Origin of the sequence: Sporocytophaga sp. (assembly GCF_017745095.1) — a bacterium.
GTDB lineage: Bacteria > Bacteroidota > Bacteroidia > Cytophagales > Cytophagaceae > Sporocytophaga.
On the sequence record NZ_JAGHZZ010000021.1, the window covers coordinates 54454 to 69965 of the forward strand.

Annotated in this window: 18 protein-coding genes and 1 pseudogene; 8 read left to right on the plus strand and 11 right to left on the minus strand. The window is 33.7% G+C overall.

Annotation, left to right across the window (positions count from 1 at the left end):
• Positions 1 to 128: 128 nt before the first annotated feature.
• Positions 129 to 1673: a M20/M25/M40 family metallo-hydrolase gene (locus J7604_RS22040; protein ID WP_293900969.1), complete on the minus strand. Its 1545-nt coding sequence runs from the start codon at positions 1671 to 1673 to the stop codon at positions 129 to 131.
• A gap of 771 nt (positions 1674 to 2444) precedes the next feature.
• On the opposite strand from J7604_RS22040, the gene J7604_RS22045 reads away from it, so the two are divergent.
• Positions 2445 to 3380, plus strand: a complete 936-nt coding sequence (locus J7604_RS22045; RefSeq protein WP_293900972.1) for a hypothetical protein — start codon at positions 2445 to 2447, stop codon at positions 3378 to 3380.
• 97 nt (positions 3381 to 3477) lie between these two features.
• Here the strand turns inward: J7604_RS22045 and J7604_RS22050 are convergent, their stop codons facing one another.
• The 6 genes and pseudogenes from J7604_RS22050 to J7604_RS22070 form a co-directional block, all read right to left on the minus strand.
• Positions 3478 to 3627: a hypothetical protein gene (locus J7604_RS22050; protein WP_293900974.1), complete on the minus strand. Its 150-nt coding sequence runs from the start codon at positions 3625 to 3627 to the stop codon at positions 3478 to 3480.
• 67 nt (positions 3628 to 3694) lie between these two features.
• Positions 3695 to 4324 (minus strand): SDR family oxidoreductase, encoded by a 630-nt coding sequence (locus J7604_RS22055; RefSeq protein ID WP_293900977.1) that lies wholly within the window; start codon positions 4322 to 4324, stop codon positions 3695 to 3697.
• A 132-nt stretch (positions 4325 to 4456) separates the two neighbouring features.
• Complete coding sequence (locus tag J7604_RS22060) at positions 4457 to 4876, minus strand: cupin domain-containing protein (protein WP_293900980.1); 420 nt, start codon at positions 4874 to 4876, stop codon at positions 4457 to 4459.
• A 328-nt stretch (positions 4877 to 5204) separates the two neighbouring features.
• The gene (locus J7604_RS22065) at positions 5205 to 5468 is read right to left on the minus strand and encodes a hypothetical protein (protein WP_293900983.1); all 264 of its coding nucleotides are present in this window, start codon (positions 5466 to 5468) and stop codon (positions 5205 to 5207) included.
• 24 nt (positions 5469 to 5492) lie between these two features.
• A pseudogene (locus tag J7604_RS27090) lies at positions 5493 to 5722 on the minus strand (class I SAM-dependent methyltransferase); the annotation flags it as partial.
• A 191-nt stretch (positions 5723 to 5913) separates the two neighbouring features.
• The gene (locus tag J7604_RS22070; RefSeq protein WP_293900986.1) at positions 5914 to 6690 is read right to left on the minus strand and encodes a hypothetical protein; all 777 of its coding nucleotides are present in this window, start codon (positions 6688 to 6690) and stop codon (positions 5914 to 5916) included.
• A 341-nt stretch (positions 6691 to 7031) separates the two neighbouring features.
• Between J7604_RS22070 and J7604_RS22075 the strand changes: the two genes are divergently transcribed.
• Positions 7032 to 7496, plus strand: coding sequence for a ribonuclease H (locus J7604_RS22075; RefSeq protein WP_293900989.1), 465 nt, complete (start codon positions 7032 to 7034; stop codon positions 7494 to 7496).
• A 104-nt stretch (positions 7497 to 7600) separates the two neighbouring features.
• Here J7604_RS22075 and J7604_RS22080 read toward each other — a convergent pair whose 3' ends face one another.
• Complete coding sequence (locus J7604_RS22080; RefSeq protein WP_293900992.1) at positions 7601 to 7768, minus strand: hypothetical protein; 168 nt, start codon at positions 7766 to 7768, stop codon at positions 7601 to 7603.
• Positions 7769 to 8164: 396 nt separating this feature from the next.
• Between J7604_RS22080 and J7604_RS22085 the strand changes: the two genes are divergently transcribed.
• Positions 8165 to 8422, plus strand: coding sequence for a hypothetical protein (locus tag J7604_RS22085; protein WP_293900994.1), 258 nt, complete (start codon positions 8165 to 8167; stop codon positions 8420 to 8422).
• 71 nt (positions 8423 to 8493) lie between these two features.
• Here J7604_RS22085 and J7604_RS22090 read toward each other — a convergent pair whose 3' ends face one another.
• A complete protein-coding gene (locus J7604_RS22090; RefSeq protein WP_293900996.1) occupies positions 8494 to 8985 on the minus strand; it encodes a hypothetical protein in 492 nt (163 codons plus the stop codon).
• A 269-nt stretch (positions 8986 to 9254) separates the two neighbouring features.
• Complete coding sequence (locus tag J7604_RS22095; protein WP_293900998.1) at positions 9255 to 10499, minus strand: restriction endonuclease PLD domain-containing protein; 1245 nt, start codon at positions 10497 to 10499, stop codon at positions 9255 to 9257.
• 414 nt (positions 10500 to 10913) lie between these two features.
• Here J7604_RS22095 and J7604_RS22100 point away from each other — a divergent pair, with 414 nt between their 5' ends.
• The 4 genes from J7604_RS22100 to J7604_RS22115 all read left to right on the plus strand — a co-directional run bounded on the left by J7604_RS22100 (position 10914) and on the right by J7604_RS22115 (position 13454).
• Entirely contained in the window at positions 10914 to 11189 is a 276-nt protein-coding gene (locus J7604_RS22100) for a hypothetical protein (RefSeq protein ID WP_293901001.1), read from the plus strand.
• Between the two features lie 454 nt (positions 11190 to 11643).
• The gene (locus J7604_RS22105; RefSeq protein ID WP_293901004.1) at positions 11644 to 11979 is read left to right on the plus strand and encodes an SDR family NAD(P)-dependent oxidoreductase; all 336 of its coding nucleotides are present in this window, start codon (positions 11644 to 11646) and stop codon (positions 11977 to 11979) included.
• Entirely contained in the window at positions 11931 to 12428 is a 498-nt protein-coding gene (locus J7604_RS22110; protein WP_293901007.1) for a hypothetical protein, read from the plus strand. Before J7604_RS22105 ends, J7604_RS22110 begins: the two co-directional genes overlap by 49 nt.
• A gap of 180 nt (positions 12429 to 12608) precedes the next feature.
• A complete protein-coding gene (locus J7604_RS22115; protein WP_293901010.1) occupies positions 12609 to 13454 on the plus strand; it encodes an MBL fold metallo-hydrolase in 846 nt (281 codons plus the stop codon).
• A gap of 910 nt (positions 13455 to 14364) precedes the next feature.
• On the opposite strand, the gene J7604_RS22120 is transcribed toward J7604_RS22115, so the two are convergent.
• Entirely contained in the window at positions 14365 to 14739 is a 375-nt protein-coding gene (locus tag J7604_RS22120; RefSeq protein WP_293901012.1) for a hypothetical protein, read from the minus strand.
• Positions 14740 to 14896: 157 nt separating this feature from the next.
• Between J7604_RS22120 and J7604_RS22125 the strand changes: the two genes are divergently transcribed.
• Positions 14897 to 15460 carry a hypothetical protein gene (locus J7604_RS22125; RefSeq protein WP_293901015.1) on the plus strand — a complete coding sequence of 188 codons (564 nt, stop codon included), beginning with the start codon at positions 14897 to 14899 and terminating at the stop codon, positions 15458 to 15460.
• Positions 15461 to 15512: the final 52 nt, after the last annotated feature.

Below are 15512 nucleotides of genomic sequence, written 5' to 3' on the forward strand. Positions count from 1 at the left end.
TATTTATAATTTAATTTTATAAAGCTATAAACAGCTTGAACTTCCAATAAATGGATTTGAAGAATAAAAAATTTACTGTTCAGTAAAGAATAGATAATCTTTTAGTTCAGGTAACAAATTACTTTACTTTATTGCTTCTCCATCATTCCCCTGAAGTAATGAATCATCTTTCTATAATTATCAATGCTGATATATTCGTTATAGCCATGAATAATTTTTTGTTCGTTTTCATTAATTTCAAGAGGCAGAAAACGGTAAATATTTTTACTTACTATTTGATACCTGTAAGCATCTGTACCTCCAACAGTCAGATAAGATGTAGTAATAGCAGACGGATAAAGTCTTGATATCTGCTTCTTCATATTATTAAATCCATCCGTATTCTCAGGAGAAATATCTGAAGCTTCCCGTTCGGAAAGGATCTCTATATCTGTATCATACCCCTGGCATATATCTTCTACATGATTTACAACTTGCACCACTTTTGTACCTGGAAGCAAACGGAAATTAACTACCACTTCTGAAACAGTTGGTAAAACATTTGCAGCATCGCTTCCTTTAGCCATAGTAACTGCAGTCGTAGTACGTACCAGTGCATTAGTATTAGCTGATTTTGTTAAAGTACTTGTCAGCAGTGGTTTTAACAGCCATTGATTTGCAATTGCCACTCGGGAAATAAAACTCATTTCACCTCCTACATTCCGTAAAAAATTTTCCATAGGAGGAATAATTTCTGACTTCATTTGATCCTTCTCTAATTGTTGAATAATATTAGCAGCTTGCACGAGTGAAGTATTTTGTGGAGGCATAGATGAATGTCCTCCTGTTCCCTTCACTTTAATTTTTAAAGTAAGAAAACCTTTTTCTGCTGTACCTATCAATGCAATGGATTTTCCTATACCTGCAAGTCCTGGTGCAGCGATAATACCACCTTCATCATATACAGCATCAAACTCAATATTTTTCGATTTAAAATATTCAGCAATTTTGGCAGCTCCATTTAAACCACCTACCTCTTCATCCTGTCCAAAAGCAAAAAAAACATCTCTATCAGGCTGAAATCCTTTGTTTATGAGCTGAGATGAAGCTTCCATCAGTCCAAACAACATACACTTCATATCAAGTGTCCCTCTGCCATATACTCGGCCATTGGTAATAGCACCGGAAAATGGAGGGAAATCCCATTTGGTTTGAATATCTGTAATTGGAGGAGATGGTTTGTCATCAACATTAAATATAACAGGTGCTTTTATTTCTGAAGAAGGATTATAGTTATTTACAGGAACTACATCATAATGCGCTAAATATAAAACTGGTTTTAAGGAGGCGTTTTTTCCTTTCCAATGATAAACAAGGCCATAACCATTGATGATTGCTGTATCCATTGATTTGTAGACTTCAGGATAACTTTGGCGCAGATAGACCTTGAACTCATCAAATGGTTTGAAATTTGTTTGACTGTAATCCGGATTACTAATGGTGGGTATTCTAATGCCACCTGAAAATCTTTTCAGTTCTGCAGAAGAAGTGTCTGTATCTCTATAATCGCTTTGCGTAGCTACGTTTTTTGCAAAAGGATATAGTATTGTTTTTATGAGAATAATTATTGTCAGTATAACTAACAACAATAACATACCAATGAAAATATTCTTAAGCAAACTTAATACACTCATAAAGGAATCATAAAAGATTTAATAATTTAAAATTTAGTAACAGCTTTATTAAATTAATGTTCCTTTATAAAAGCCTCAGGCAGAATTCTGCTAGGTATTACCTTTGTAATTTGGATTAAATGGATTCTATACTTTTATTTCAGTTCCGAAATTTCATCCCTGCATGAAAATAATGGTTTTAAGTGGATTCATATATTTTGAAAGAGGTCTTTGAAGTTGCCGCTGGTGCTCTTTATTGTTCAACAGATATTTAATGGCGGCTTTACTATTACTAGGCCCTGTTGTTGTCAATAATTCTTGTATCTCATCCTTAAAAATCACAGAACCTGTCCAATAGCAATCATCATTTTAGTGCTATATGCTATTTTAATAAAAAATATTTGCCATACTTTAAGATTTATAAAAAGCAAAAGTAGATTAAATGGGAGGCGATTTCAATTAGTAATTTAAATCTTTATAAACTATTAAAACAAGATACTTGGACTTCATTTACTAAATTGATATTATTGTTTATCTCAATATTGTTCATAATACCGAAATTCTGAATTAATTACTCCATTAGTTTCAAACCATCAAGGAGTATTTCTATCATCAAAGTAAGACAATTGATTTTTCCAATAATATAATTGGAAAGTTTACTAGTCTGAAGCAATAACGAAGAGCGAAAATACTCTTCCTGAATTTTACGATATATTACTTTCAAGAAATCACAACAGTTCTCCATCCAAGGAGTTATCTCATTATTCCTAGTTTGTACCTTTTAATGTAGCTATGAAAACTCTTAATTTAAGTATTCTTCTTTGTACACTGATTCTACTAAGCTTGGAATTTCCTTTAAAAGCCGGAATTGAAAATAATGAACAAAAAGAAAGTTACTGGTCAAAATGGAGCAAAGGGAAAAAATCAAATAGATTTAAAAATACTTCCGATACGAACCAAACTTATTATCCCCGACCCTTCCTGACGATACACCTCGGCGTTTCACATACAACAAACTTCGGAAATGTTCGCCTAAATTCTGAACATGGTCAAGGCACTCAGATAAGTTTACGCAAGGATTTAGGTTTTCCAGTAACCACATTTTCACCCAGGTTGAATTTCATTTTTAATTATGGAAACGTTTCTCATATAGCTTTTGATATGTATAGTACCAATCGAAATGAAAGAGAAGTAATCACCAGAGATATAAAGTATGGTAACGCTACTTTCCTTGCTGGAAGCGAGGTCCAAACTACTTTACGCTTAACCTATGCAAGTTTATGCTATTCTAATTTTTTCTATAATAATGGAAGAAGCAGATTAGCATTTCTTGCCGGAGTTGCCGGAATATTCTATCACTTAAATATCAAAAGCACTACAGTTGCAGATTTAATCCAAAAGAAGAGCCTTTTTGTTCCCCTTCCTACCATTGGTCTTAATGGATCTGTTTTTCTGACTAAGAATCTTTTTTTAAGAGGCGTGATAAAGTATTCTGCCTGGTGGTCTAAAAACTATAATTGCAACGTAATAGAGTTTGTTCCATACTTTGAATATTATATTTTCAGAAATTTTGGAGTAGGAATGAGGTATAACTTTGGATACACCAACTTTCAAAACCTTCCTGATAAAAAATTTAACGGAAACATGGAAAACTCCTTTAATGCGATATCAGGAATATTGGTATTCAGATTTCTCAAAAAAGATTCAAAAGTTCTCAATAAATTTTAGGCTTCACACCAGTAAGAGTTTGAACACAGCAAAAGATATTTCTAAAAATCTTCTATAGCTCTTGCCCAACTGCTATTCATAAATTATGGATAAAGGATTAAAATACTTCTTTAAGAAGAGACCAGTAATACCCTACCCTATTATTATCTATATTTTTCTCCTGAAGAGGACCTTTGCTGCATCGGACAATAGTCAGCATTATTATGGTAAATACAAAAAGGGACAAGTACATTTTCCATGTTTTCATTTTATCTGATCTTGTTCCTTTATAAATTGTGATACTAATTAAACTTCCCTTTATACACCATTTGATTTTAATAAAAAGCAGGTTTATCAGCGTCTGTATCTGGTTTATTCACTCCAAGGCTTCTATTGATTGCAGATTCCGGATGTTGGATCAGTTTTACGATTAACTCAGCAACACTCTTTCTCGATACCTCCGTTCCCTTAAAAGGTTCACCCTTTTGAGTAGTTTCATAGTCTATTTCATCATAGTCTGTTAACCAAGCTGGTCTTATTATGGTATAATCCAGACCTGAATTTTCAATAATTTCTGCCGCTTTTCCATATGGACCTAAGTATTGACTGATCATGCTTTTATTCCATTCACCGAAAGCTCCTGGAACCTCATCATAGATACCTAAAGAAGTAATAAAGATTAATCGTTTTACACCAACATCCTTCATTACTTCTATTATGACCTTTGCCATCTTATCCACTTCCCCTGCAAGGTTTGCATATACGATATCCTGTCCGGACATTGCCTCTTTTAATTTCAAATGATCCATCACATCTCCATCGATCACGATTGAAGAGTCTGTCTTTCCAATCCTGCTGGCATTTCTCAGAAATAAAGTTAGCTTCGCATCCGTCTCTTCTAACAATTGATTTATTGCATGTTTTGCAATCCGACCACCTGCTCCTAAAATTAATACTTTAGTCATTATGTAAATCCTCTGTTATAGCTATTGAAACCGCTTTCAGTTATTATTTCAAATCATATAAAAAACTGATATTTCTATTGAAGAGTAAGAGTATAATATGTATATGTATATCCACTCCCACTATGACATCATTTAATTTCCATTGGCTGGCTGGTTATAGACTTCATCAGTTACTCGCTCCATCCATACTACGATTCCGTTCTGTGTATTGGTAGTAATTGCAATATGAGTACACTCACTTTCAGGGGAAGCTCCATGCCAGTGTTCTACATCAGGAGGAATATTAATTACTTCACCTTTTTTGATTATTTGTATTGGCTGCCCTCTCTCCTGGAAATATCCGATACCCTCAGTTACAATCAATATCTGACCACCCGGATGTCTATGCCAGTTGTTTCTGGCCCCTGGCTCAAATACGACATTTCCCACCTGGCAATGCAACATTCCATCATTCGGAACAAGCAATTTCATCCAGGCATTACCAATACAATGTTCTGCCGAAATTTTCCCCCCTTTGGGAAAGATCTCCGTTTGAGTTCCAGTTAAAGTCATAGTTCCCTTATCATTATAATTCAGTTAAATACCAGAAATGAGCCTCTTTGTTAAAAAAAATCACAATCAACTGAATATAAGAGCAATATAACATTTAACTTTCCCATTGAATCGGCAAATTGGCATATCACCAAAAACAAACAAAAAATCCCATTACCACAAATTGACTAAGGGATATTCATCCGTTTATTTCAGAATATTTACCTTGCCTATTCGTAATAATACAGGAAACCTAATCTCTCTTATCTCTTTTGCGTCCCAATATTGCTCAATACTTTGTTTTATATCGTTGCAACCGGATTGCAGTGATTCTGACTACTGTAGTGTTTTACAGCAGACCAGTATTTAAGTAACCTACGAAATATTCTATTGTCCATTGAACCTCATTCACAAAATAAGGCGTTTTGATTTCTTCAAATGGGAACGGAATGTTAGCATAATGCTCATCAACATATTTCCTTTCTTTATCCCAGTAACTTCCGATTGTATTAATGTAAAATTCAGTAATAACGCTGTCTATATGTGGTGATATCTGTATTCTGCCATATCCGATGACGGCTATTATAGCGTTACTTCTTGCTGTGCGTCTCACTTCTGAATAGAATTTATCAAAATCAAACCTGTGAATTGCTTGAGCAACTGTTATCAGATCAAAATGATGAGACGGGAAGCCTGTATCTTCTGCTGACTGAACAGAATAAGCAATATTTGGGCTCTTCTTGCATGATCAATTTGAGATTTGCTGATATCCGTAACAAAAACATTTTCAAAAGTTTTGGCTAATTCATATGCAACTTGTCCGTTTCCCGTTCCACAATCCCATGCATACTCTTTGCTTACAACAATTGAATTTAAAAAATTAAAAGCTCATCCGGATAGGTCGGTCGGTATTTTGCATACTGATCAGATGAGTTGAAAAATTATCTTTCATGCACTTTGATTTAAGCTGCCTGAATAGCTTAATTCATTATATTGAACATTTGAATATGTTTGAATTATTGGCATGTTCTCCTAGAAGAAGATTGCATCATTCCTGCTTATTTAAGATATCTTTCTTCAATAAAATTATGCCATTGCATTTCAAAATCCTTCTGCTCTATCCCAAAAGATGCTTTAATATTTCCATTGTTTACAATCAAAGACCGTAAACCATCATAAGACCATGTATTCACTATAAACTCACTGATACAATATCCCAACGGGTAAATTCTTTGCATGGAGCCTTGTTCCTTACTAAGCTCATCCAATGAGGGATATTCTCCATTCACTATGAAAGAGAATTTTTTGAGATCTGTTTTTTCACCACATTCATATTGAGCAACTGATTCCCATAACCACCGTGGATTATTGGCAATGCTCCCCGAAATGAATAAGGTAACAGCATGAGTGAATTCATGGACAGCACCTCTGAGCATCCCCGGTGCACCAGTATATAATAAACGAACCTCTTCTTTGTCATAAACATATCCTGCGGCACCGGGCGCCCATCCCCCCATATCTTTTTCAAATTGATTCTTTTCAGACCATATAACGATTCTAATTTTCGGTATAGATCCAGGTTTCAGATGATTGATGACAGAATCGTAACTGGCCTCCAATGCTTCCGCTATTAATTGTGCTTTTGAAGTGTCCAATCCATCGTCATAGTAGAATATGAAATGGTCACTTTCACTTTTTTTATTGAAGTAAAGGGCTTTGGCAAAATGTTCCTCTTTATCTTTTTTGCACATCATCATGCTGAAAGCCAGAAAAGGCAATAATACTATCAGGATGTAGGAATGATGTCCTTGTGACAAATTTCTTTTTTGAAGCATAGCTAGGATATCTGATTGTTGGTGTAATTTAAAAATAAGTACCTGATTTTCAACCAGACTCTAAAAATATTCAATTATACAGGAGGTCCATCCCGACACACTCCTCCCTTTATGCATCCGCCTTAATGTTAAAGTATAAATTCAAGGTGAAAACCCCTCTTAAAAGTAATCGTCCCAGCTAAATTATTTTTTATCAATATAGAATATTGTCCGCATGTAATAAAACTTTTCTCTTATGATCAACTATTCTTTTAATAGATGAAAAGATTATCTACCTTCCAATAAACTCATTGATATAAAAAACACCGACAGGTTTATAAATATTTAAAACATACTTATAATTGAACATACCAATCATAGAAATCTTTACTGATGGAAGCTGCCATACAGAATTAAAAACAGGAGGTTGGGCAGCACTACTTTTGATTAATAATAAAGAAATAATTTTAAAGGGAACTGTTATGAATACTAGCCACAATAGAATGGAATTGGTGGCTGTATTAAAAGCATTTGAGTATATAAAAAATCAAAACGTTAATTTTGATAGGGCGCGTGTTTATTCAGATAGCCAGTATGTCGTGAATATCAGTGACAGAAAAGACAAATTAAAAAAAAAGAGCTACTTATCTAACAAAGGTATTCCCATTCAAAATTCAGATCTGGTAAAAGAACTCATACACTTGATTGAAAACAATAACATTGAACTAATAAAAGTAAAAGCTCACCAAAAAAAATCAGATACGGAAAATTATAATCGCAAAGTGGATAAGATCGCCCGCAACCTGGTAAGGGAAGCCATTGCATAATCAAAATTCTGGAGTCGCATAAACCCAGAGACTATTAAAACTATTAATCTTTGAAAGTAAAAATAAAAGCCTATTATTCATAGGCTTTGTATCGTTTCTGTTTATTATTGATCGTTCTCTTTTTCTTTATCTTTATCCTCCTCATGAGGCTCATGTTGTGCAAGAACACTTCCTGCTAATGATTTAGCCCTCTTACTTGAATTTTCATCCTGAAGCACATGGGAGGCCATAGTCGCTAACTTATCACTTGATGCCTTATGTACCTTTTTCATATCAAAATATCGTCTTTTATTGTTCCTTACCATACAGGGTGGAACTATACCTGTTTGCCACAAGAATGCTTTAAGCTATTAATGCCACAAAGCAATCAAGCCCTTTAAAAAGCAACAATGTTAAATTTTGATAAGTTGCAAGGGGTGAATCATTTTATCAAAGGATTCGTTTGTAAACATCCAAGAGCCTCCCATATCAGAGAAAATATTTGTGCATACCAATACTCCCTTAAATAAGATTCAATTTAATTCCGTATATTATCTAAAAATCAAAGCAATTAGACAACTGACAAATTTGATTTTTTGTAATATTGTTGAATACATTATCCCAGTTCATAGACTGACATTTCATGAAACAACTATTAATTATCATAGGCCTCTTATTTGCTACCTCCTGTGAGCCTAAGCTTAAAAATCAAAGGAGGGAAAGCAGATATTCAGAGTATGATTAAAGAAGGAAACTACAAGGTAGAATACAGTTTTTATGGATGTTTTGGCGGCGGAACAGAAACACTTGAGGTTGAAAATAATGAAGATAATAAAGATACCTTTGAATACTTTACAACCACATATGAATATAGATTAGTCAATGATTCCAAGTATGTTGAATTCAAAGAATCACGTGTTGGTTCTAAAAGACTAGCCCCCTGCTGAAATAAATAAGATTAGTGCATTAAGTGTCCTGTATGCATAAACCATGTATGGCGTCTCTATTATGATGAAAATTATTCAATAGAAGCAAGTTTACTGTGATTATTAATAAGCTTAATCTTTGAATAAACTTTTACATTAAAGACCAGATAGTCAACAAAATCTTCATATTGATTATTTTTAATAATATCCTCCAGAGAGTATGAACTCTTTTTGCCGTTATGCTCGATCTTGATAACTATTCCATTTCTTCTTGAAGAATATATGCAAAATCCACCTAATAAAGCAGGTAGAACAGGAACCATCAATTCTTCAATATATATCTTTCTAGTAGACGGATCATTTAAAACATCTATAAGTACAAACGCATAATAAATACTGAATGCGATCAGGCTTATTCCAAAAATGAAAACAAAAATCCAATTTCTTATTAGCTTTCCTCTTCCTATCTCCAGCGATGTAATATCTTTAAAATTTATCGTATTGTAATTAAAATTATTTCTTAACAAATGAATCCCAATATCTGATATACCAAACTCTCTGGTGTAGAACTTATAATGCTTCATAGTATAAAAAAGCTAATTGCTGTTATATAAATATAAGTAAAAAACAGGAGGTTATAAAATATATACGAAGTTTTTCAGGATAAATACGGATCAATAAAAACAAGGTCAATATTCTTTTGCGCTCAATATTGCAAGCGTCCTTCATTGCTTGAGACCTAAAGTATGTCAAGCATCTTTTAACAACGTGTAGCCTAAAATCAGGATACTTTAAATTACTCCTGCTGATTATATTGACTGTTTTGTAGAAAAGGAGATCCCCCATGGCATCTCTAAGATTTTTTCAATATCCTGTATAAATGAATTAACTTATCAATCTCTTTCTGAATGCTGGTAATAATAGTATCAGCAGCTATCTCAGGATCATTAGCAGCATAACTCCTAGCTATGATAAAAGTATATTGAAGATGATCAGCATTAGTAAAATTCCATAAGGCTTGTTCATCTTCAAATGAATCTGCCTGCTTCTTCTCCCCCGCAACCTCTACCCAATAACCTTTACCTAATCCCTTTAACAGATCATAGAATTTTTTTCTGTACTCTTCACTATTCATTTCTTTCTGAAAATATTCACGATCCTCTGATCCGCTATTAGGATTTCCTAACGATAAATTGATCCCAAATTCCTGAGACTTCAGCACTAACTGAATGTTTACAAGATCCGTGAGCTTTGACTTATGATCCTCCAATTCTTTTTTGCTTCTGCCATAAGCCAGCCTCATAGCCTTTACTTTATGTTCATAATGAAACATTGGATCAAGACTACTTACTATTTGCTCCGGATCATCATTCTCATATAATTTCAATTTATGCAAATAAGATTTTAATTGTTCATGCAGCTCCAGCAGCTTATTCCGAAGCATCACCCTTTCATGATGCACTAATTGAGTATTTAAAGAAACTTTGCTATTATGCAGAGTAGAATAATCATCTGTTTGGAAATATTGCTTGGATAATCTCTTATCATCCAAATTAAAGCGTCCTGTAATGAGATCCGTCAATTGCTTCATGTCTTCTTTCATAGCATTGTCCCTTGCAACTATTGAAGGATATAGTATTTCGTATTCCTTAATAATTTTTTCAGAAAGATCTATACCAATATCAAAATAAGATCTGAACCAAGCCTTTAAGTCTTCTACGTTTCTTTCTACATCTATTTTATAAGAAAGCTCTTCATAATCCTTCAACCCTCCCAATGTAAGACTCCCGGAGCCGACAAACGCAGTCCTTTTCCTGAAAGGCAAATCAAAAATATACAGATTGGAATGAAAGACATTTCTGGTAAAGATTCTCAACGTTACTCTACCAGGATATTTTTTGAGGATTTTCCAAAGCACATTCGGATGAATAGGTAAATCAAACCCTGTAACAATATCAACATTACAATGTTTTGGCAGATTACTCATCAGAAGATCGAAAGCAGGCTCTGAAATGGCAGCAGAGGCTATATAACAATGTTCAGCTTCTTTAAGTATTTTATTATTTACTAGTGGAGCAAGTAATTTCTTTATAATCATGTTAAATATTTTAAAAGGAAGAAGTTGTTCGCGATTTACCAAAGCTTTTCTTTCGGGTATCTTAAATGCAACTTCACTGACTATTAACTTATATTATCAAATAATGAATTCATAAGCTAAAAAATGGACATCTATTTCATGACATTCTTTAACAAACGTAAATATACTTAAAAGATAGAGCTATTCAATGCTACTTGATTTCCTATGAGTATTTTCTCCAATTTCTTCCTTCATTATATCTCCATTTAGAGTCAAATACTTTAAAGCTTATTTGCTTTTCTTCATACCTTGCTATGAACTAAAGTAACTTTCATTAAACTCAATTTGAATATTAGGCAAATTAACAATGAAAATAAGTTCAAGGAACGATGGTTACATCGCCTCTGTTTTCTTAAAAGAAAAAATATGATAGTTATGAAGGAAAGCATTGGAACATTCGTAAACGACATCAAAACTAAAATTAATAGTGAAGATTTCAGGGAAGGGAAAATTGCCAAATTTATTGAAACACAAACGGCTAAACTACCATCTGATGTTTATTTATGGGCTGCTATAGGTTCTATGGCAGCATCTTTAACATTAAAACTAAACAGAAGAGAAAAGGATGCTTTGTTTGTAGGCCAATGGGCAGCACCGTTTCTGCTCTTTGGGGTTTACAACAAACTCGTAAAGACTCACGGGCATGAATAATTTATTAACAGGGCAATCCGAACCTATTAAGATTACCTGAACTATATTGAATAGTAGCCGGTTTAGCGGCTACTATTTTTTATTTTTTAAAGAAAGATTGAATTATCTCAAATCTTACTTTTATTCCAAAAAGTTCAAATTGAATCTGAAGCAAAACCCTTACATAGTTTTAACTATTAGTCGCTCTATCTGTTAAGATGTCCGACCTTATTTGTAACACTTAAATCCAGATTGAGATAAGACAATTTATATGATTATACCTTAAAGTTAAAAACTTTTTTGCTAGCCTCACTCCTTCTTGTTATTATGATTTCTAGTAATAGCTGTTCACATAAAACATCCCGTGTTGAAACAAAAAAACTTCAAGGAAAAACATTTGTCATAACAGGGACGAGCAGTGGCTTTGGACAAGGAGTAGCTCTTAAACTCGGAGAACACAAGGCTAATATAGTGCTTGCTGCAAGAAGGCTCAGCGTTGGTTGTAGGAACTGATGTTATCAAATATGAAGATATACTGAGATTAGCTGATACCACACTAAAAAGATTTGGGCATATTGATGCATGGATCAATAATGCCGGTATTGGAGCAATAGGTCCTTTTTGGGACATTCCAATAAATGATCATATACGGATAATAGATGTAAATCTGAAAGGAGTAATATATGGAAGCTATGAAGCTATTAAGATCTTCAAAGCTCAGAAATATGGTATACTTATCAATACCGGATCAATGACAGCGAAGTGCCTCTGGCATATCAGGGCTCCTATTCAGCTTCTAAGGCGGGTGTAAGAAGTTTAGGAGAAGTTATAAACCAGGAACTACGGCTTGCAGGATATAAGCATATAAAAGTTACTACCATTGAGCCATGGGGTGCAGATACTCCATGGTGGGGACATGCAGCAAATTATAGTGGAGGTAAACCTCGTATGAAGGCTATGGATGATCCCTATTTAATTGTAGATGTTATTATCTGGTCTTATTTTCATCCAAGAAAAGAAATTCCTGTAGGCCCAAGGCGAAAGCTTTTTATTTTTCCATCATTTATCTCCCCATTTTACAGAAAAAAATTTCTGCTAACTATGCACACAAGTATCAGATACGCTTTGCACCTCCTGCCAAGGATACCACTGGAACTCTTTATTCTCCTATGCAATCAGGAAGAGGTGTCGACGATGGAGTGGGTCAACGGATTAAAAAAGAAAAGGAAGAAAGAAAAACAAAAGTCAGATAAACTTTGATAAAATAAAATATGGTTAAGAGAGACTGGTATTAACTCTTAAGCAAGAGTTCTACCGAATGCAAGCATTGACCATAATCGAAGTATGTCACAACCTCTAATCTTAGTTTCTAAAAATCAGAGTCTTCTTTTATAACCTTTACTATAATCTGATGTTAACCATTGATACTTTCAATAAACGATGAAGAAAGAACAAATGCATCAGAGCAAGGATAATAAATCCATACCGGTAACATCTATATCTAGCGGAAAAGGCCAAGAACTCAGTGAAGATATTTATTACTATACTGATCAGATCGTGAACTTTATTCTATACGGTTTACCTAAAGAAAAGGAATGGGTACTGATTGATACTGGAATGCCTAATGCTTCTTCAGTGATCTTATCTGCTATCAAAGAAAGGTTTGGAGAAAAACGTAAACCTTCTGCAATCCTTTTAACTCATGGACATTTCGATCATGTGGGAGGTGTGGTAGATCTTCTCAAAGAATGGAAAGTTCCCGTTTATGCGCATCCTCTTGAATTTCCATATCTTACCGGAGAAAAAAGTTATCCTGTCCCTGATCCGACTGTGAACGGTGGCTTACTGGCTAAATTATCCTTTATGTATCCGATAGAACCTATCAATATAAAAGGTGCACTAAAGCCTCTACCCGACGATCACACAGTACCTGGAATGCCTGGATGGCAATGGATTCATACACCAGGACATTCTCCCGGTCATGTATCTTTCTTTCGTCAGAATGATAAAGCTCTTATCGCCGGTGATGCCTTTGTTACCGTGAGACAAGATTCTTTATACAAAGTGATGATGCAAAAGGCTGAAGTGAATGGCCCTCCAAGATATTTAACCACTGACTGGAAAGCAGCATGGGATTCTGTAAAAAAACTTGAAGCTCTTCATCCTGAATTCGTAATATCAGGACATGGAACTGCAATGGAAGGTAAGGAATTAGCCAATGGTCTGGATAAACTGAGTAAAGAGTTTGAAACTATTGCTATTCCGGAACACGGAAAATATGTATAATTTTTTTTCCGATCAGAGCATTTCTCACAATTAAGGGGAATGCTCTGAATTTCGGAAAATTATAACATTCTGGATTAAGACCGATTCAATTGATTCGTGCAAGAAATGGAACACTCCAAATGATTACATAAAACTAAAATTGTTACTAAACGTATATAACCTAACCTTAACTTTTAAAAATAATTTTTAACAAATTAAATTAAACTTTCAAGTACAGTTTTATGGCCCTAATTCATTCATCTTTAACACTATCAGAAAGATTTTCTCCCGCTCTGCTGATTCTTCCCAGCATAAATAAATCAAAATTCAAACTGTAATCCATTAATTATATAAACCTATTTATACTTGATTAAAGCTCTTTAGAAAAATCCAAAGTGTTTTTAAAGAAACCGTCGAATCCTGTTTCAATTTTCAATTATATGTTTACAAATAAAACCTCGGAAAGACAAAAAGCAATCCTACATTTCATTTCACGAATTCAGAAAAATTATTCAGAAATAGGTAATTACAAATCACATATTGAGGATACTATGGGTGTAGATATTGTATTAACTAATGGGAAAATTTTTGTACCCCACATTGCGATAGTAGATAGTGAATTTGCATTTCAAAAGCCCGATATGATAACTTATATAAGGGAATCCTTCATCCCATTAAACCCTCTGTTCCACACTTCTTCGAAACAACCGTTTTGGAAAAAATTATTTACTATGATAAAACTTAATGATAAGGGTACCCGCAAGTATGTATTCGAATAAAGTTTACTTAAGTTGGAACTATATACAATAATTACCTACCATCTTAGTTCAATCAGCATTTAGTTATCAACTAATTTATTTATTGATATCATTGCTCCTTTTCATTTAACAGGAACTTATAAGGGTTGTATTAAATACAATCAAAAGCGTTGCTATTTCCTTAATCTCCAGAATATGATCAGCCAGCTTATCAAAAATAACATTTCAACAAAAGCATCTGCAAGATAAGTTTCTGCAATTACATTTTTAGACACATAGATTACATCCACAAATAAAAGACCGAGAGCCGATCCGAATGCTATAATCATTATTGGAACTTCGGCTTTCTTCATAATTGCAGAAGCCTGTAACCCCAAAGAAATGGACGTAATTAATATACCTACGGTCCTCACCAACCAAATATCAGTTTTAGGTCCGCTTACAACCATAAATGAATAAATATGAACTAAAGGCCAGACACCGGTTATAAAAAAATAACCTCCTTGCATCCATAATAACAACATTAAATACTTATTATTTCCATTCATTTCATTATCCATAACACAAGTAAATAGGGAAAACTATAACTTTTTTATTTATGTTATAAAGTCTGATAAAATAAATGTTTTGTGGTTTGAGAGAGGGATGAAATATACATATGAGATCCTTTTCTAATGATCATAATGTTATTTAAATAATGTGGCTATGCTCAAAAATTTGTATAAAAAAGTAAAGACAGCTTTAAAACTATTTACAGTTTACAGGGAAAATAAATATTTGGTCCGGACTGCTGTGGATGCTACAAATTATATGACCCTATACATGAAAATTGTTTCTGAGATATCAAAGAAACAAATGAGGGTAATAAGGATACTTGGAAGATTACTTACCAACAAAACACATAACGAAAAAGGAGTATTTTCAATTGCCCAAATAAAAGCAACAGGCACTTTGGTACATTATTCAATAGGAATATTCTTTCTCTATTGTTATCACCTTCTATGGAAAAACAGATTCACAAAGCCCAACCTAACAGGAGGTGTAACTTTGGGCTTAACTAACGGATTAATAGCCATTGCTGTTTGGTATGTATATATGAACTTACATCGTAACCCTCCTAAAATTGACAGAAAAAGTTATCTTATAAATCTGGTCATTGCACACATCATTTACGGAACTGTAGCAGCCTTTGAATATAACAGGAGATTACATCTTTCTGAAGGAAAGTCAGTTTACAATCCTCATTCAGGTCTTCAATTCTTGTCATAAGAGCATGATATACTCATTCAAACATTTCTCACATTGTGTTCTTATACTTAAC